This is a genomic window from Rhodopseudomonas pseudopalustris (genome assembly GCF_900110435.1).
Lineage (GTDB): Bacteria > Pseudomonadota > Alphaproteobacteria > Rhizobiales > Xanthobacteraceae > Rhodopseudomonas > Rhodopseudomonas pseudopalustris.
Genome location: NZ_FODT01000014.1, coordinates 49604 through 67247 on the forward strand (window position 1 = coordinate 49604; position 17644 = coordinate 67247).

General features: G+C 64.8%; 15 protein-coding genes. 6 read left to right on the top strand and 9 right to left on the bottom strand.

What is annotated here, in order from left to right:
• Positions 1–17: 17 nt before the first annotated feature.
• The 5 genes from BMY71_RS21605 to BMY71_RS21620 all read right to left on the bottom strand — a co-directional run bounded on the left by BMY71_RS21605 (position 18) and on the right by BMY71_RS21620 (position 6199).
• On the bottom strand, positions 18–2114 hold the full coding sequence (locus BMY71_RS21605) for an adenylate/guanylate cyclase domain-containing protein (protein ID WP_175557750.1): 2097 nt from the start codon (positions 2112–2114) through the stop codon (positions 18–20).
• An 87-nt stretch (positions 2115–2201) separates the two neighbouring features.
• A complete protein-coding gene (locus BMY71_RS21610; protein WP_092686116.1) occupies positions 2202–2867 on the bottom strand; it encodes a hypothetical protein in 666 nt (221 codons plus the stop codon).
• Positions 2868–3095: 228 nt separating this feature from the next.
• Complete coding sequence (locus BMY71_RS24570) at positions 3096–3371, bottom strand: hypothetical protein (protein WP_139202708.1); 276 nt, start codon at positions 3369–3371, stop codon at positions 3096–3098.
• Between the two features lie 672 nt (positions 3372–4043).
• Positions 4044–5063, bottom strand: a complete 1020-nt coding sequence (locus tag BMY71_RS21615; RefSeq protein ID WP_092686117.1) for a CBS domain-containing protein — start codon at positions 5061–5063, stop codon at positions 4044–4046.
• A gap of 41 nt (positions 5064–5104) precedes the next feature.
• Positions 5105–6199, bottom strand: coding sequence for a cyclic nucleotide-gated ion channel (locus BMY71_RS21620; RefSeq protein ID WP_175557749.1), 1095 nt, complete (start codon positions 6197–6199; stop codon positions 5105–5107).
• 381 nt (positions 6200–6580) lie between these two features.
• Between BMY71_RS21620 and BMY71_RS21625 the strand changes: the two genes are divergently transcribed.
• Positions 6581–7204: a hypothetical protein gene (locus BMY71_RS21625; RefSeq protein ID WP_092686119.1), complete on the top strand. Its 624-nt coding sequence runs from the start codon at positions 6581–6583 to the stop codon at positions 7202–7204.
• A 252-nt stretch (positions 7205–7456) separates the two neighbouring features.
• On the opposite strand, the gene BMY71_RS21630 is transcribed toward BMY71_RS21625, so the two are convergent.
• Positions 7457–9067, bottom strand: a complete 1611-nt coding sequence (locus BMY71_RS21630) for an ABC transporter substrate-binding protein (protein WP_092686120.1) — start codon at positions 9065–9067, stop codon at positions 7457–7459.
• Between the two features lie 305 nt (positions 9068–9372).
• Between BMY71_RS21630 and BMY71_RS21635 the strand changes: the two genes are divergently transcribed.
• The 5 genes from BMY71_RS21635 to BMY71_RS21655 all read left to right on the top strand — a co-directional run bounded on the left by BMY71_RS21635 (position 9373) and on the right by BMY71_RS21655 (position 14785).
• The gene (locus BMY71_RS21635) at positions 9373–10503 is read left to right on the top strand and encodes a M20/M25/M40 family metallo-hydrolase (RefSeq protein ID WP_092686121.1); all 1131 of its coding nucleotides are present in this window, start codon (positions 9373–9375) and stop codon (positions 10501–10503) included.
• A 175-nt stretch (positions 10504–10678) separates the two neighbouring features.
• Positions 10679–11620: an ABC transporter permease gene (locus BMY71_RS21640; RefSeq protein WP_092686122.1), complete on the top strand. Its 942-nt coding sequence runs from the start codon at positions 10679–10681 to the stop codon at positions 11618–11620.
• A gap of 11 nt (positions 11621–11631) precedes the next feature.
• Positions 11632–12522 (top strand): ABC transporter permease, encoded by an 891-nt coding sequence (locus BMY71_RS21645; RefSeq protein ID WP_011504405.1) that lies wholly within the window; start codon positions 11632–11634, stop codon positions 12520–12522.
• Positions 12519–14192, top strand: a complete 1674-nt coding sequence (locus tag BMY71_RS21650; protein WP_092686123.1) for an ABC transporter ATP-binding protein — start codon at positions 12519–12521, stop codon at positions 14190–14192. Before BMY71_RS21645 ends, BMY71_RS21650 begins: the two co-directional genes overlap by 4 nt.
• Before the next feature lie 107 nt (positions 14193–14299).
• A complete protein-coding gene (locus BMY71_RS21655) occupies positions 14300–14785 on the top strand; it encodes a peroxiredoxin (protein WP_041806119.1) in 486 nt (161 codons plus the stop codon).
• A gap of 137 nt (positions 14786–14922) precedes the next feature.
• On the opposite strand, the gene rnhA is transcribed toward BMY71_RS21655, so the two are convergent.
• From rnhA to ispH, 3 genes are all read right to left on the bottom strand, one after another.
• On the bottom strand, positions 14923–15375 hold the full coding sequence (gene rnhA / locus BMY71_RS21660) for a ribonuclease HI (protein WP_175557751.1): 453 nt from the start codon (positions 15373–15375) through the stop codon (positions 14923–14925).
• Between the two features lie 5 nt (positions 15376–15380).
• Positions 15381–16361 (bottom strand): homoserine kinase, encoded by a 981-nt coding sequence (locus tag BMY71_RS21665; protein WP_092686125.1) that lies wholly within the window; start codon positions 16359–16361, stop codon positions 15381–15383.
• Positions 16362–16447: 86 nt separating this feature from the next.
• Positions 16448–17413: a 4-hydroxy-3-methylbut-2-enyl diphosphate reductase gene (gene ispH, locus BMY71_RS21670; protein WP_011504410.1), complete on the bottom strand. Its 966-nt coding sequence runs from the start codon at positions 17411–17413 to the stop codon at positions 16448–16450.
• Between the last annotated feature and the right edge of the window lie 231 nt (positions 17414–17644).

The following is a 17644-nucleotide window of genomic DNA, read 5'->3' on the forward strand; positions in this document are numbered from 1 at the left end:
CGCCGCGCCCGCTCGCTTCATTTGCCTTCGAGCGTATGCACCGGCTCCCAGGCCTCACCCGGCGGATGCTGGACGTGGCGGCCGGCGCGCTCGTGAAACAGCGCCGCGGGCGGATCGCGCGGCGCGATCTCGGCGAAGGCCCGTGCGGCCGCTTCGAAATCGCGCGCCCGCCAGCACGTCAGCCCCTCCGCATAGATCTTCGCGATCTGCGCCTGCTCCGGCGTCGTTCGGCCGGCCTCGGCGATCGGTTCGTAGATCTCGACCGGCTGCAACCGTCCCTTGACCCGGATCGCATCCAGTTCGCGCCAGTCGAACGCGGCGCCGGTCAGCGACATCGTCGTCTCCGACGCCAGGATCGACGTCGCGAAATATTTGTTGGCGCCTTCGAGCCGCGAGGCGAGGTTCACGGTGTCGCTCATCACCGTGTAATTGAAGCGGCGGCGCGAGCCGATATTGCCGACCAGCGCCTCGCCGGAGTTGAGGCCAATGCGGTGGCTCAACCTGTGGCCGCGGAAGGCTGCGGCGCTGGTGTTGAGCTGTTCGAGACGCTCGCGGCACGACAGCGCCGCACGCACCGCGTGGACGGCATGATCGGGGTCGTCGACCGGCGCGCCGAACACCGCGACGATCGAGTCGCCGATGTATTTGTCGACATAGCCGCCGTATCGCTCGATGATGTCGGTCATCGCCGACAGATATTCGTTCGTCAGTTCGACCAACGCATCTGGCGCGAGCTGCTCGGCGATGGTCGAGAAACCGGCGACGTCGGAGAAGAACACGGTGACGTGGCGCATTTCGCCGCCGAGCTTCGGTAGCTTCCGCGCATTCAACATCTGGTCGATCACCTGCGGCGCGAGATACAGGCCGAAGCTCGCGCGCAGGAACCGCTCGGCCTTGTCGACGACGACGAAGCGATAGCCGACCATCAGCACCAGGGCCGCGAATCCGGCCACCGCGGGTTCGCTCAGCGGCAGCGCGATCGATCGGGCGAACGCGATCGTCGCGACCGCCAGCAGCGCGGCCACCAGCCCGAGATAGGCGAAGGCCGCCGCGAGCGGGCTCAGCAGTAGCGCCGCGAACGCCACCAGCGCCGCGAAGCCGACCGCCGTCGCAGTCACCGTCCAGCGATCGAATTCCACCAGCGGCTCGTCCTCGAGCAGATTGTTGACCGCCGTGGCGTGGATATAGACCCCGGCGATGCTGCTGCGTTTGAACTGATCGGCCGACGCCGCCGGCCGCGGCAGCGCGCAGCGCGGCCCGCGCGCGCCCTCGAGCCCGGTCGCGAACCGCTTCGAGGTCAGTTTTCTGTCTTCGACATTCAGCACCGTGCCGAGCAACACGACCTTGCCGTCGAATTGCCGCGCGAAGAAATCGCGGTCGCCAGCCTCCACGCAGGCGCGCAGATCGGCCAACGAGTAGGTTGCGATATCGTCGGCGCCGCCATCGAAATTCAGCGTCAATGTGTTCGGCACACTGCCCGCAACAGTGTGGCCGTCGAAGTCGAGACGGCCGTCCTTGAACGTCGGCGTGACGCCGCGGGCCCGCGCGGCGAGTTCGACGGCCAGCGACGGCAGCGTCCCGGACTCGGACGCGAACGACAGCGGTAACCGCCGCACCACGTCGTCGCGGTCGAGATAGACGTTGAGCGCGCGAATGTTGCTCTGCTGGCGCACCGCGACGCGCTGCGCCGGCGACGGCCCGATCGCTTCGCCGCGCTGGCCGATCTCTCCGAGCACCACCTTGCCGGACGCGGCGCCGGCCGCCAGCGCGCGCAGGAAATCGCGATCAAAACCGCGCATCCGCGCACCGAGCGGCTCATCGCCGAACGGGATCTGCGACTGCTCGATCGAGGTCGGGAACACGATGTCGAAGCCGACCACCTTGGCGCCGCCGTCGAGGATCGCGGTCACCACACGTCCGATCTCGCGCGTCCAGGTCAGCGTCGGCGAGCCCTTGAAGGGCGGCGTCTGGTAACTCTCCTCGTCGATTGCAACCACCACGGCCGGCCGCGCCAACGCGTCGGAGCGCGGTCCGAACGCCTGCCAGCGCGTCGCGGTGAGAATGTCGAGTGATAGTCCGCGCGCGATATCCAACGCCGGCCAGGCCGCGAGCATACCGGCCACGACCGCGATCACCAGGGCTGCGAGAGCGTCGGCTCTGGTGATGTGGTGTTTCAATGCGGCTCGCGGACGCGGTGCGGATCAGAACCGCAGCAAGCGGCTGACCACCGGAACATCCCCCGGCCGCGCCGCTGGGTCGACCCGGAACGCGATCTTGCGGGCGCCGAAGGTCGCGGCGTAGGAGGCGCCGGGCATCAGCGCGGTGCCGGCCTTGGCCATATCGTAGAACCGGCCCTTGATCAGGGTTTTCTTGTCGACCGTGACCTCCCGTCGGTCGCCGGCGACGTCGGAGCGCTCAATGATAAGCTTTCCGCTGCCCGCGACATCGAACACCGGGGACACGCCATAGACCGATGCGATCTTCGGCGCAGGCCCGGTCTGATTGATGCTCCGGAACGCGGTCGCCGCACTCTGGCTCGCCTCGGATTCAGAGAGTTGCGCTTTCGACGCGGCGCAATCGACCTTGGCGGTCTGAATATCGGCGAGCGAAACCTTGCTCTGATCGGTCCCCACCACCACGACGCCTCCGGTGATGGTCTCGCGGATGCAGGACTGCAGATAGTTCAGCACGATCGCACCGTTGGCGCCGAGCTTGATCACCTTGCCCGGCAGCACGTAGTCCATGAATTCGATGCCCGGGACGTCACCCTTGACCTCTTCGACGATCGCCGCCGGGGCGGAGAGCTGAGCCGCCGCCGGCGACGCCAGCGCGACGCAACCGATCGCCGCCACTATCAAGGTTCGCATGGGATCACTCCTTTGATCATCGCCCGCCGGCGAGTTGCCTGCGGGTCGCAGCATGTCGGCTCAAACACGCCTCGGCGATCCGGGAATGCGACCTGGATCACACAGCCTCACCGCATCCCCCAGAATACGACATTCTTTAGGGCCGAAATCAATCTTCACCTTCGCTTCACGTAGCGCGGTGACCAACGCCTCGCTCGAGAAACGCCCGTCGCGGAAGATCTCCTCGACTCATAGGTCCGCTCCGGCCAAAGCCGAGGCGGAAAGAGCGACATCGCCGTTCTCGGTCCGGGGGTTCACTTTCCAGATCACGACACCGGCAGCGCTATTCGATGCGACCAACTCAACATTCCTGCTTTCGTTTGGAACGATGGTTCGTTTTCCGGCGCTCGAATTCAGGTAATAGAGCCTGCCTTCGATTGGCGTCTTGAGATCGTTCTGATAAATCGGAAACGGGCCTGGGTCGCCATCTCCAAGGTCGAAGCGCGCCAACACTTGGAAATCCACTTATCGTCCTGTGCAGATTTCCGGGGCCGACTCATAGCGAGGCCGTGCCAGATACTCTCCGGGGACGCAAAACCTTGCTTGACCCGCCTGTCAATTTGTGAGTGCAAGAATGCATAGCGTTCTTTTATTCAGATGGTCGCTCTCGCTCAAACACAAAATTCAAAACAATCATCGAACCGACAAAAACAAGAGTCCAATCTATGGCCGAAATTATTGGCGAATCCCCCGTTCTTGCTAGCAGCGCCATTCGAAAAAACAGGAAATATGAAAAATCTGAGGTCTGTCGAAACGGCATCTAATCGTTTTCTAAACGTCATCCAAGTTGCGCCTTCTTTGCAGATAGCTCGCCAAATGGGTCGCTTTCGGGAAAGACTATGATGAGATCGTTGTGAAATTCATATTGCTACAAACATCAAGCTTTCCCGCATCGTAAACAAATAGCCACAGCTAGAAATACTGCGATGTCGGACAATAACATCATGATCTGCGCCGCGGCACGATGGTCGGACTTCAGAAACTGGAGGTCGTCCGGGTGCACCTCACTGCCTTGGGCAGGAGCTGCTGCAAGCTAGGCCGGACGGCGCGCAGCGAAATCCGAGACTCACGTCGATGCGGAGGAAACCACCTGAAAGTCATCGGACCAGAAGCGACCGACTTCCGGGCGGTGCGGAGTCAGTGCGCGGCGGCGTCGTGCTTGCCCCAGCTCAGATACAGGCCGATATCGCCGGGAATGCCGTCCGGAAACTCCACCACGCGGGCATGTAGCATGAAGCCGTGCGGCCGCAGCTCGGCCTTCCAGCGCAGATAGATATCGGCGGCCATGCCGCGTAATGTCGACGGCCATTCCGGGTCCGGCGCGTTCACCGCGCGGCCATGATCGCTGCACAGCTCCGCGGGGAAGCGGAGCAACAGGTGATCTTCCTCGCCCTTCTTTGCGGTGGCGCGGGCGTTGCGCATCATTTGCTCCCAGGAGTCGTCGGTCAGATGCGACGCCAGCATCTGACTGGCCTGGCGGTGATGCTTCTCGTCGGCGATGCGCTTCGCCTCGCGGCGCTGCTCCTCTTCATGTTGCTCGTGCTCGACGCCGAGCGCCAGGAACGCCGATGCCGATAGTTCATCGGCCGCGGGATCGTGCGACAGCGGGAGGGCGTCCTGGCGCCGATGGGTCAACGCCTCGAGCTCGGCGGACGCAATCGGAATCGCGCTGCCGTCGTCATGGACCGGATCCCGCGCATGGACGTGGCCCGGCTTCACGAGGGTCTTGAGCAGATCGGCTCGGCTGACGATGCCGACCACCCGACCCTCACGCAGCACCGGCACGCGCTTGATCTTGTTCTCGAACAGGATGTCGGCGATTTCCGCGAGCGGGACGGCTTCATCAACGGTCACGACCGGCGACACCATGATCTGCCCCGCGGTACGATGATCGGACTTCAGAAACTGGAGATAGTCGGGATGCACCTCGCCGCCTTGGGACAGGAGCTGCAGCCACCAGTCGCGGCGCGCTTCGCGGGCGGTCTCATTGCGCGGCATCAGATCGCCTTCGCTGATGACGCCGAGCGGCGCTCCGTGCTCGTCGACCACCGGCACCGCGCTGACGCCGTGCTTCAACAGCGTCTCTGCAACCGCCCGTACCGGCGCATCCGGCCGAACCGTCACGACGTTGGTGGTCATCACGTCTGCTGCATTCATGCTCATTCCCCGCTATCGATTCACCGTGAGCGTACCCAACGTCATCCCGCTGTGACGTTCTGATCGCGCCGCAGTCTACCTTCCGTTTCGATCAGATTGACGAATTCCGGCCGGCGGCCGGCGAGTTGGTGGAAATCGGCGATATCCAGCACCAGCAGCACGCTGGGCTGGGTCGCGACCACGGTGGCGGAGCGCGGCGTGTTGAACAGCAACGCCATTTCGCCGAAGAAACTGCCGGGGCCGAGCACCACCGGCTTCGGCGCGACGCGGACGGTCGCCTCGCCGGAGACGATGAAGTACATCGCATCGCCCGGCTCGCCCTCACGGACTACGACCGTACCGGCATTGACGTCGCGCGCCTGCAGCAGCCGTACGATATCGGCGACCGCCGCGGCGCCGAGATCGCGAAAGAACGGCACGCTGATGACCAGCTCCCAGGTGCGCAGAAAGTGCCGCCGCTGCAGCTCTTCGGCAAAAGCGGTGGCGATGATGCCGGCCTGCAGCGCGAACATCACGATGCCACCGACCATCACCCAGCCGGCCAGCAGACGGCCCCAGATCGTGGTCGGCACCACATCGCCATAGCCGGTGGTGGTGAGCGTCACGATCGCCCACCACAACGCCCGGCCGACGCTGCCGAACATTTGCGGCTGAGTCTCGCGCTCGAACACATGCGCCAGCGTGGCGCCGGTCAGCGTGACGACCAGGAACAGGCCGGCGATGCTGAGCAGCGCGACGCGACTGCGAATCATCACCCGCCAGATCAGCGTCAGCCCGGTGGAATGGCTGATATAGCGCAGCGTCCAGACCAGCGCGAACAGCCGCGCGTCGTGCACATCCGGCGCCAGCAACCATCCGAGCGGCAGCGCCAACGCGCAGGCGAGGTCGACCATTCCCTTGCTCGACGACAGATAAGCGCGCCGGCCGCGCCGCGACGGGGCGATCCACAGGCAGACCAGGAACTCGATCGCGAGGGCAGCGGCGACGGCGATGACAATGGCGAGCAGGATGCCGTCGAATTGAGCATCGACGCCCGGCGATGTGCCCAGCACCATGGCCAGTACGCCGACCGTAGTGAGCGTATTCGGCAGCAGCCACGACAACCATCGCCAGCGGCGGGATCGGATCGAATTCATCGATGTCATCGGGGCGGTCGAGGCCCATGCCGTTGTGGCTTGTGAGGGAACGTTAACCTCTCTGCGGCGCAGTATCCCTTGATCTGGATCACGCCGCCGGAACCAAGCCCGGGTGACGTGGGATCGATCATCATCGACTGAGCGCGGGCGCGCGGAGCGCGATGGGAGGGAGCATAAACCATACCCGCTCGTGCGGCGCCGGCGTGCGATGACGAAAGGGGATTGCTTATGCTACATATCACTCGTCAGTTAGGGAACGGTTTTGATTTACCTCAACGCTGACTGACAGTTACGTGTTCTTTTGATTTTCGACAATGCAGTTTGCTGCGAGCGCCCACTATACACGCGCGCCGCGCATGGTACGGATGGAAAGACATTGACATGGAGTATCTCTCCGCGATCGGGCCGCTTCTGATACTTATGTTCTTTGGTGGCGGCCTCGTCATAGTGGCGTATCTGGCGTTCGATGACATGCGCCTCCGCGGCGTTTCCTGGAAAGCCGGTTCATTGTCGGCGACCGTGACATCGGTCACCGACAGGCTGAAGACGGTGCCGATCGGCTCGGTCATCGTCGCCGGTGTGGTGCTGGCCGGCGTGATCGTGATCTACGTGGCCGCCGGTAGCTTCCAGAACACGCGGGGCGCCGCCGAGACCGCAACTCAGGAGAGCACTCCGGCAGAAGCTGCACCCGCGTCGGCCACAACGGCCGCAGCAACCCCTGCCCCCGCGACGTCTGCACCGGCTCAGCCGGCCGCCGCTCGGCCTGCAACGAACGCGTTAGCCAGCGTCGCCTCGCCCGGCGTCGTGCGCACCGTGACATCCGCGAGCTGCGCATCGAACGGCTGCCCCGTGTCGTGCGGACCGGACGAAGTCCTGGCCTCGGCCTATTGCTTCATCGGTGGCGCCGCGCGGCTGACCGATCAGCTCCAGGTCAAGGACGGCGTCATGACCGCCAAATGCAGCGCGAGCGCCAGCAGCATCTCGGTCGCCTGCGCGCGCAAGTAACGAATTTACGACTGATTTGTGAAAAGAGCCCGTTTGTGAAAAGAGCCCGGCGCGCGCCGGGCTCTTTTTGTTTGGCCCGGGCGTCGGCCTGCGACCCGGATTGTCGTTCCGCAGCAAGGCTGCAACGAACCTTGTTGCCTCTGTTCTTGCTTCCTTGTTCGGGCCCTCGGCGCTTCGCCGGCCCACGGCTGCGGGACGGCGAAGCTCCGCTTGCTGGGGCGCGCGGCAGCAGCCCCGCGCGCCGATCCGCAACTATTCCTTCTTGTCGATATTCCAGAACACCGGCGTCGCCGGGCCGTCGAGCACGCCGGTCAGTTCGTTGCGCCATACGCTGGGCGCTGTGTACTGGCCGAGCGGAATGTAGATCACCTTGTCGTAGACTTCTTTCTGGATCTCCTCGGCGAGCTTCTTCTGCTCGTCGGGCGAGGTCGCGCGGGCGAATTTGTCGCGCAGCTCTTCAACCCTGGCGTCCTCCGCCCAGCCGAACCAGCCGCCGTTCTTGCCCTTGCCCCCGGTCGAAACATTGGCGACCGGATTGAGAATGTCCGGACCCGCCCAATTGGTGAAGAACATGTTCCAGCCGCCGTCCTTCGGCGGTTTCTGGCTGGCGCGCCGCGTCACCACGGTCTGCCAGTCGGTGGCCTGGACGTCGACCTTGAAACCGGCCTCGCGCAACAGCTGCGCCGCCACAATCGGCTGCGCCTTCAGGGTGACGACGTCGCCCGGCGCCATCAGCGCGATCGGCGTGCCGTCATAGCCGGACTCGGCGAGCAACTTCTTGGCCTCCGCCATGCCGCTGCCCTTGACCAACGTCTCGGAGCCGACGTCCGACGCCAGCGGCGTGCCGCAGCCGAACACGGCGCCGCAGACCTTGTAGTATTGCGGGTTGCCGACCAGCGCATCGAGCACCGGCTTCTGGCTCATCGCCAGAAACGCGGCGCGGCGAACCTTGACGTTATCGAACGGCGGATACAGGAAGTTCATCCGGCCGAGCGTCTGAAAGCCGAGCGGGCTCAGCGTGTGGATCGTCAATTCCTTGTCCTGCTTCAGAACCGGCAGGATGTCGAAGGACGGATTCTCGATGAAATCGATGTCGCCGGATTGCAGCGCGTTCACCGCGGTCTGCGCGTCGGGCATGGTGATCCATTCGACCCGGTCGACCTTCACCACCTTGCCGCCCGACGTCCAGCTCGGCGCCTCCTTGCGCGGCACGTAGTCGGCGTTCTTGACGTAAACCGCCTTGACGCCCGGCTGAAATTCCGCGGCGACGAATTTGAACGGACCGGAGCCGACCTGCTCGGGGATCGCCTTGTCCGGCGGCGTCTCGGCGATCCGCTTCGGCATCATGAACGGCACCAGCGACGATGGCTTGCCGATCGACTCCAGCACCAGCCCGTAGGGCTCCTTCAACTTCAGCGTGATAGTCTTCGCATCGGTGGCCTCGAGGCTCGCCGTGAAGTCCATCAGCTTCTGGCCCATGCCGTCTTTCTGGCCCCAGCGCTTCAGCGAGGCGACGCAATCCTCGGCGGTGACCGGAGCGCCATCGTGCCACTTCAGGCCGTCGCGCAGCGTGAAGGTGTAGGTCAGTTTGTCCTCGGAGACCTTCCACTCCGCCATCTGCGGCTGGACCTTGAAGTTCGAGTCCATCGCGAGCAGCGTATCATAGACCATGTAGCCATGATCGCGGGTGATGTAGGCGGTGGTCAGTCCGGGATCGGTCACGCGCAGATCGGAATGCATCACCGCATGAATGGTCTTGGCATCAGCAAACGCAGGGAGCGTCAGCGAAGCTGCGAGCGCCAGCGCCGGCACTGCGAATTTCGACACAGCTACTGAACGCAGCCAATGCGACGTGTGGAACATTCGGTTTCTCCTGGCTTGAAACTGATCAATCGCAGATGATTGCTTGGGCAGGACGGCAGACAATTGAATAACGCTGGAGATGATCGGGCGCCCGCAGCGCACCCATTGCGCATTGCAACATCCTGATCATCGCGACTTGCATCATCAACACTTGCATCATCAAGACTTGCACCAAGCGTGCCAGGCGTCAATCTGATCACTGCGGGACAACATCGGCCCCACCGACGCGACGGGTCGCGCATCTTTCACTTTACAAATTCGCCTGCAATCATTCTCGTAGCACCGATCCAACCGTGAGCATGCGAATGAACCCAGCCAATTTACCTTTTGATTCCGAAGTGATGCTGCAGGGCCTGCGCGCCTGGGTTGAATGCGAAAGCCCGACCTGGGACGCCGCCGCGGTCGAGCGCATGCTCGACCTCGCCGCGCGCGACATGGCCATCATGGGTGCGGCGATCGAACGCATCGCCGGACGGCAGGGCTTCGCCGGCTGCGTCCGCGCACGCTTCCCGCATCCGCGGCAGGGCGAGCCCGGCATCCTGATCGCCGGCCATCTCGACACCGTGCATCCGGTCGGCACGCTGCAGAAACTGCAATGGCGCCGCGACGGCAACAAATGCTTCGGCCCCGGCATCTTCGACATGAAGGGCGGCAACTACCTGACGCTCGAAGCCATTCGACAGCTCGCGCGCGCATCATTCACCACACCGTTGCCGATCACCGTCTTGTTCACGCCGGACGAGGAAGTCGGCACGCCCTCGACGCGGGACATCATCGAGGCCGAGGCCGCCCGCAACAAATATGTGCTGGTTCCGGAGCCCGGCCGTCCGGACAACGGCGTCGTCACCGGTCGCTACGCGATCGCCCGCTTCAACCTGACGGCAACCGGAAAGCCGAGCCACGCCGGCGCAACGCTGTCGTCGGGGCGTTCCGCGATACGGGAAATGGCGCGGCAGATTCTGGCGATCGACGCGATGACGACCGACGACTGCACCTTCAGCGTCGGCATCGTGCATGGCGGGCAATGGGTCAATTGCGTCGCCACCACATGCACCGGCGAAGCGCTGAGCATGGCCAAGCGACAGGCCGATCTGGATCGCGGCGTCGAACGGATGCTGGCGCTGTCCGGCGCCGGCAACGACGTCGCTTTCGAGGTGACCCGCGGCGTCACCCGCCCGGTCTGGGAACCCGATGCCGGCACGATGGCGCTGTACGAGAAAGCCTCCGCCGTCGCCAAACAGATGGGCATGTCGCTGCCTCACGGCAGTGCAGGCGGCGGCTCCGACGGCAACTTCACCGGCGCGATGGGAATTCCGACGCTGGACGGACTCGGCGTGCGCGGCGCAGATGCCCACACGCTCAACGAGCATATCGAGGTCGACAGTCTGGCCGAGCGCGGCCGCTTAATGGCGGGGCTGCTGGCGACTCTGGAATGAAGCGTGACGGCTAACTACCACGCCGCGCGAGCCACGTCCATGGCATAGGAATTGCTGAATGCTTTGCTCGGGATCATAGTGATCTTCCATCACGACAGGTCGAAGCGATAATGACGGACACCACCATCCCAATAAGCCCTGCTAATCGGCCACCTGTTTCGACGATGGAGCGCCGATGCTCGGCTATCTGATCCGCCGCATCCTCGCGGCTGTTCCGGTGATGGGCGTCGTCGCGCTCGTCGTCTTCCTGCTGCTCCGGCTGACGCCGGGCGATCCGGCTGCAATCCTCGCCGGCGACAATGCCTCCCCCGAACAACTCGCGCGCATCCGGGAAACGCTCGGCCTCAACGAGCCGCTCTATACCCAGTTCTTCAGCTGGGTCGGCAAGCTGCTCCAGGGCGACCTCGGCGTCTCGCTGATCTCGCAGGTGCCGGTGCTGCAGATGATCAGCCAGCGGATCGAGCCGACGCTGAGCATCGCGATCTCCACCATCATCCTCTCGATCATCGTCGCGGTGCCGCTCGGCGTGATCGCCGCGTGGAAGCACGGCACCTGGATCGATCGCTTCGTGATGGGGCTGTCGGTGATCGGCTTCTCGGTGCCGGTGTTCGTGATCGGCTATATGCTGATCCAGATCTTCGCGATCGAGCTGCGCTGGTTTCCAGTGCAGGGCTTCCGCCCGCTGGCGCGCGGCTTCGGCCCGTATTTCGAGCGGCTGGTGCTGCCGACATTGACGCTGTCCTTCATCTACATCGCGCTGATCGCGCGGATGACCCGCGCGGCGATGCTCGACGTGCTCGGCGAGGACTATGTCCGCACCGCGCGCGCCAAGGGCATCACCGAAACCCGCGTGCTGCTGCGCCACGCGCTGCGCAACGCCGCGGTGCCGGTGATCACCGTGATCGGCACCGGCTTCGCGTTGCTGATCTCCGGCGTGGTCGTCACCGAAAGCGTATTCAACCTGCCGGGCATCGGACGGCTCACCGTCGATGCGGTGCTGGCGCGGGACTATCCGGTGATCCAGGGCATGATCCTGCTGACCTCGGGCATCTATGTCGCCGTCAATCTGCTGATCGACGTGGCCTACACGCTGCTCGATCCGCGGATCAGGTATTAGGGGCGCGCGCGATGGCCATCGACAGCCTCCCTGAATCCTCGATCCCGATCACGCGTCCGCTGCGGCCGCGGTTCGGCTTCCTGTTCTCGAGCCCGATCATCGCCGCCGCCTCGGTTTGCCTGGCGCTGGTCGTGGCGTCTGCGATCTTCGCGCCGTGGCTCGCCCCGCACGATCCGCAATTGCTGGCGCCTGCGCAGCGACTGAAGCCGGCGAGCGCGGAGTTCCTGCTCGGCACCGATGCGTATGGCCGCGACGTGCTGTCGCGTATTCTCTACGGCGGCCGGATTTCACTACTGATCGGCGTCGGCGCCGCGATCGTCAGCATCGCAATCGGGCTCGTGATCGGCCTGGTCTCCGGCTTCTTCAGATGGGTCGACGCGGTGATGATGCGGCTGATGGATGGCCTGATGGCGATCCCCAGCATCCTGCTCGCGATCGCCGTGGTGTCGCTGTCGGGCGCCAGCCTGACCACGGTGCTGATCGCGATCACCATTCCGGAAATCCCGCGCGTCGCCCGACTGGTGCGCTCGGTGGTGCTGTCGGCGCGCGAGGAGCCCTATGTCGAGGCCGCGATCTCGCTCGGCTCCAGCCTGCCGAAGATCATGGTGCGACACCTGATGCCGAACACCGTCGCGCCGCTGATCGTGCAAGGCACCTATATCTGCGCCTCGGCGATCCTCACCGAGGCGATCCTGTCGTTCCTCGGCGCCGGTATCAACCCGGAGACGCCGACCTGGGGCAACATCATGGCCGAGGGCCGCGCGCTGTTCCAGATCAAGCCGTCGCTGATCTTCTGGCCGGGCGTGCTGCTGTCGATCGCGATCCTCAGCGTCAACCTGATCGGCGACGCCGCCCGCGACGCGCTCGATCCCCGGATGAAACAGCGCGAGGCGGCGCGATGACCGACAACGTCCTCGAGATCGACAATCTGGTCGTCCGGCTCGGCAGGTCCGACGATGGCGACAAGGTGATCGACGGCATCTCGCTGTCGGTGCGCCCCGGCGAAACCATGTGCTTGGTCGGCGAGAGCGGCTCCGGCAAGTCGGTGACCTCGCTCGCCACCATGGGGTTGCTGCCGAAAGGCGCGCTGCACGCGACCGGCGGCCAGATCCGGCTCGCCGGCGAGAATGTGCTCGCCGCCAGCGAACGGCGGCTGCGGCAGCTCCGCGCCAGCCAGATGGCGATGATCTTCCAGGAGCCGATGACCGCGCTCAACCCGGTGGTGCCGGTCGGCAAACAGATCGACGAAGTGCTGCGCTTTCACACCGATCTCGGCGCGCGCGAGCGCCGCCGGCGCATCCTCGACATGATGCAGCAGGTCAGACTGCCGGAGATCGAGCGCATCTTCGCGTCCTATCCGCACCGCCTCTCCGGCGGACAACGCCAGCGCATCATGATCGCGATGGCGCTGGTGCTGGAGCCGAAGCTGCTGATCGCCGACGAGCCCACCACCGCGCTCGACGTGACCACCCAGAAGCAGATCCTGACGCTGATCCGCGATTTGCAGCAGGCGCACGGCACGGCGGTGCTGTTCATCACCCACGATATGGGCGTGGTCGCCGAGATCGCCGACCGGGTCGCGGTGATGCGCACGGGCCGCCTGGTCGAGACCGGGCCGCTCGATGATGTGCTGCGCAAGCCCGCGATGGAGTACACCCGCAAACTCCTGTCCGCGGTGCCGAGCCTGGTGCCGCGGCCGCCGCGCGAAAACAAGGCGCTGCCGGTGGTGCTGGAAGCCAACGAACTCGGAAAGGTGTACCGCGAACGCTCCTTGTTCGGCCGCAATCGCGAGGTGGTCGCCGCGCAGGACGTGACGCTGACGCTGCACAAGGGCCGCACGCTCGGGATCGTCGGCGAAAGCGGCTCCGGCAAATCGACCGTGGCGCGCTGCATCGTGCGGCTGATCGATCCGACCTCGGGCGGCATCCGCCTCGCCGGCCGGGAAATCTCCGACCTGTCGCGGCGGCGGCTGCGGCCGCACCGCAAGCGCATCCAGATCATTTTCCAGGACCCGTATCGATCGCTCAACCCGCGCGTCAGCATCGGCGAGAGCATCGCCGAGGGCCCGATCAATTACGGCATGCCGCGGGAGCAGGCGCTGGAGAAAGCGCGGCAACTGCTCGAACTGGTGCATCTGCCGGCGGATGCGATCTCGCGCTACCCGCATCAGTTCTCCGGCGGCCAGCGCCAGCGCATCGCGATCGCCCGCGCGCTGGCGCTCGATCCCGACGTGCTGGTCGCCGACGAGGCAGTGTCGGCGCTCGACGTCTCGGTGCAGGCGCAGGTGCTGGAGCTGCTCGACGAAATCCAGACGAGACTCGGCATCGCGCTGCTGTTCATCACCCACGATCTGCGCGTCGCCGCGCAGATCTGCGACGAGGTCGTCGTGATGGAAAAAGGCCGCGTCGTCGAGCAGGGTCCCGCAGGAGACGTCCTCACTCATCCGAAGCAGGCCTATACGCGCCAATTGCTCGAAGCCGCGCCCGGGCGAGACTGGGACTTCGCGAATTTCCGGCCGGTCGGCGAAGCGCCGCCGCTTCCGACGAATTGCCCCGCCGCCCCCGGCCTGTAATGACGGAAGCGTGACGTGACCTTCGCGCTGCCCGGCCGTCGCGGAATGTTGTCAGTCCGCCGCGTGCGGGCTAGAAACCGGTCTCACGTTTCAGGGAGAGGATGCAGATGACCATCAAGGTTGGCGACCGTTTGCCCGAGGCCACGTTTCGCCTGATGACTGCCGACGGCGTCGAGACGAAAACGACCGGCGACATCTTCAAGGGCAAGAAGGTCGCATTGTTCGCGGTGCCCGGCGCTTACACCGGCACCTGCCACAAGATGCACGTCCCGAGCATCTTCCTCAACGCCTACGCGATCAAGGACAAGGGCGTCGATACCATCGCGATCGTGTCGGTCAACGACGCCTTCGTGATGAACGCCTGGAAGCGCGACACCGACCAGCGCGACGAGGCGATCTTCCTCGCCGACGGCAACGCCGAGTTCACCAAGGCGATCGGTATGGAGCTGGACGGCTCCGGCTTCGGACTCGGGACCCGCTCGCTGCGCTATTCGATGCTGGTCGAGGACGGCGTGGTGACCAAGCTCAACCTCGAGCCGAACCCCGGCAAGGTCGAAGTCTCCGGCGGCGACACGCTGCTGGGACAGCTGTAAGCGACTGACGTCACGCGAGCGCTGAGCGATCCTGCGGCGCTCGCACGAAACGCCGACGTCATCACCCGCTTTCGCGGATGATGACGTCCGAGGTGGCCGAGCTTCAGCGGCCAATTACTTGTGGATCTTCTACCGCCTCACCCGATCCGCGATTTCAGCCGGTGTTCGGTGAGCCCGTCGCGCGCGAGCTGATCGGCGCGTTCGTTTTCGTCGTGGCCGGCGTGGCCCTTGACCCAGTGCCAGCGCACCTCGTGGCTCTTCAGCGCGGCGTCGAGCCGCTGCCACAGATCGACGTTCTTCACCGGCTTTTTGTCGGCGGTCTTCCAGCCGTTGCGCTTCCAGTTGTGAATCCAGCTCCCGATGCCGTTCTTCACGTATTGGCTGTCGGTGTAGAGATCGACCGTGCACGGCCGCGTCAGCGCTTCCAGTGCGGAGATCGCTGCAAGTAGCTCCATCCGGTTGTTGGTGGTGTGGGCTTCGCCGCCTTTGAGTTCTTTCTCGGTATCGCCGAATTTCAGGATGGCGCCCCAGCCGCCCGGCCCGGGGTTTCCCGAGCAGGCGCCGTCGGTGTGGATGATCACTGGCCGCATTTCGCTCACGCCACTGCTCCCGCCGCTTCGACGCCGTAGTCGCGAATGCCGGCGACGTTCTGCTGGAAGCGCAGCTTGCGGACGTATTCCAGCGGATCCTTCGGGCGGACCAGCGCGCCCGCCGGCACGTTGAGAAAATCGACCAGCCGCGTCAGCAGGAAGCGCATCGCCGCGCCGCGCGCCAGCAACGGCAGCGCCGCCTGCTCGGCCTCGCTCAACGCGCGTTCACGCTGATAGGCGTTGAGCAGCGCCCGCGCCTTGGTGACGTTGAACGAAAGATCCGGCTCGAAACACCAGGCGTTCAGGCAGATCGCCACGTCGTAGGCGAGGATGTCGTTGCAGGAGAACGGAAAGTCGATCAGCCCCGACAGCTTGTCGCCGATGAAGAACACATTGTCCGGAAACAGATCGGCGTGGATCACGCCCGTCGGCAATTGTTCGGGCCAGTTGCCTTCGAGATAATCGAGTTCGGCGGCGATGAAATCGCGCAGGCCGGGCTGGATCTCATCGGCCCGCGAGGCCGCGATGTTGAACAGCGGCCGCCAGCCTGTCACCGACAACGGATTGGAGCGGTAGGAGGGATAGTCCAGGCCGGCGCGGTGCATCTTCGCCATCGCCTCGCCGACGCCTGCGCAGTGGGCCAGATTCGGTCGGCGCGGCCAGACGCCTTCGAGGAAATTGATGATCACCGCCGGGCGGCCGGACAACGTCCCGCAGACTTCGCCCGCACGATTCGTCGCCGGCTGCGGGCAACTGACGCCGCGCGCGGCGAGATGCGCCATCAGCGACAGAAAATACGGCAGGTCGTCGGCGGCGACGCGCTTTTCGTACAGCGTCAGGATGAAATAACCGCGCGTGGTATGCAGCAGGAAGTTGGAGTTCTCGACGCCCTCGGCGATGCCTTTGTAGGACAGCAGGTCGCCGATCTCGTAGGCCTTGAGAAAGTCCGCGAGTTCGTCGGCGGCGACGTCGGTATAGACCGCCATGGCGTGTCCTGGTCAGCGAGGAATGTCCGCGGCTTCCTAGACCAATGCGCCCGGCAATGAAAGGCCGGAAGGCCTTCGGGCGGCGACTACTCCGCAGCCGCGTCGGGGCGGAGCACGCGGGGGAGCGGGAAAAACTCGTTCTCTTCCGCAGCCGATACCGTTTCGACGCTGAGGTCGAAGCGCTCAGCGAAGGCGCCCATGATCTCCTCGACGATCACCTCGGGGGCCGAGGCGCCGGCCGTGAGGCCCAGGCTGGAGATGCCCTCGAACAGCGACCAGTCGATGTCGGAGGCGCGCTGCGCCAGCACCGCGACCCGGCAGCCTTCGCGCTCGGCGACCTCGCGCAGACGCTGCGAATTCGAGGAATTCGGCGCGCCGACCACGATCATCGCGTCGACCACCGGCGCCACCTTTTTCACCGCCGCCTGGCGGTTGGTGGTGGCGTAGCAGATGTCTTCCTTGTGCGGCCCGGAAATGTTCGGGAAGCGCTGGCGCAGCACCGCGACGATTCCGGCGGTGTCGTCGATCGACAGCGTGGTCTGCGTCACGAAAGCGAGGTTGTCCGGGTTCTTCGGGGTGAAGCTCGAAGCGTCGGCGGCGGTCTCGATCAGGGTGACCGCGCCGACCGGCAGCTGGCCGAGCGTGCCGACCACTTCCGGATGATGGGAATGGCCGATCAGCAGGATCTCGCGACCGCGCTTGAAATGGATCGCCGCCTCGCGATGCACCTTGGTGACCAGCGGGCAGGTGGCGTCGACCGAGAAGAAATTCCTCGCCGTCGCGTCCTCGGGGACCGACTTCGGAACGCCGTGGGCGGAGAAGACAACCGGCGCCTTGGTGTCCGGGATTTCCCCGAGTTCCTCGACGAAAATCGCGCCCTTGGCGCGGAGGTTGTCGACCACGTATTTGTTATGGACGATTTCGTGCCGGACATAGACCGGAGCGCCATACAGCGTCAGCGCACGCTCGACGGTGTCGATTGCCCGCACCACGCCGGCGCAGAACCCGCGCGGCGAGCAGAGGACGATCTTCAGAGGCGGTTTGGCCAGCATTTTCAAACGATCCGGAAAGCCTGCCCGCGCGCCGCGAACGGCGACAACGGCCGACGCCGAGGGGCGTTGCGAGTGTTTCGTCTTGACCAAGGAATTGGGACGGCTTTGAGGCCCTGTCAAGGCCGCAACCGCTGCACTTTAGCAAGGACCATTGCGCGGGAAGGCCCGAACGGCATATATAAGCGCCAATTCCCGTCATCACCGATGACCCGCCTTGCCTCGGAAACCTGA

Bases quoted from the DNA above. Each gene is read 5' to 3' on its own strand.
- BMY71_RS21605 (WP_175557750.1), bottom strand. From the start codon at position 2,114: ATGCTCGCGGCCTGGCCGGCGTTGGATATCGCGCGCGGACTATCACTC.
- BMY71_RS21610 (WP_092686116.1), bottom strand. From the start codon at position 2,867: ATGCGAACCTTGATAGTGGCGGCGATCGGTTGCGTCGCGCTGGCGTCG.
- BMY71_RS21615 (WP_092686117.1), bottom strand. From the start codon at position 5,063: ATGAATGCAGCAGACGTGATGACCACCAACGTCGTGACGGTTCGGCCG.
- BMY71_RS21620 (WP_175557749.1), bottom strand. From the start codon at position 6,199: ATGAATTCGATCCGATCCCGCCGCTGGCGATGGTTGTCGTGGCTGCTG.
- BMY71_RS21625 (WP_092686119.1), top strand. From the start codon at position 6,581: ATGGAGTATCTCTCCGCGATCGGGCCGCTTCTGATACTTATGTTCTTT.
- BMY71_RS21630 (WP_092686120.1), bottom strand. From the start codon at position 9,067: ATGTTCCACACGTCGCATTGGCTGCGTTCAGTAGCTGTGTCGAAATTC.
- BMY71_RS21635 (WP_092686121.1), top strand. From the start codon at position 9,373: ATGAACCCAGCCAATTTACCTTTTGATTCCGAAGTGATGCTGCAGGGC.
- BMY71_RS21640 (WP_092686122.1), top strand. From the start codon at position 10,679: ATGCTCGGCTATCTGATCCGCCGCATCCTCGCGGCTGTTCCGGTGATG.
- BMY71_RS21645 (WP_011504405.1), top strand. From the start codon at position 11,632: ATGGCCATCGACAGCCTCCCTGAATCCTCGATCCCGATCACGCGTCCG.
- BMY71_RS21650 (WP_092686123.1), top strand. From the start codon at position 12,519: ATGACCGACAACGTCCTCGAGATCGACAATCTGGTCGTCCGGCTCGGC.
- BMY71_RS21655 (WP_041806119.1), top strand. From the start codon at position 14,300: ATGACCATCAAGGTTGGCGACCGTTTGCCCGAGGCCACGTTTCGCCTG.
- rnhA (WP_175557751.1), bottom strand. From the start codon at position 15,375: ATGCGGCCAGTGATCATCCACACCGACGGCGCCTGCTCGGGAAACCCC.
- BMY71_RS21665 (WP_092686125.1), bottom strand. From the start codon at position 16,361: ATGGCGGTCTATACCGACGTCGCCGCCGACGAACTCGCGGACTTTCTC.
- ispH (WP_011504410.1), bottom strand. From the start codon at position 17,413: ATGCTGGCCAAACCGCCTCTGAAGATCGTCCTCTGCTCGCCGCGCGGG.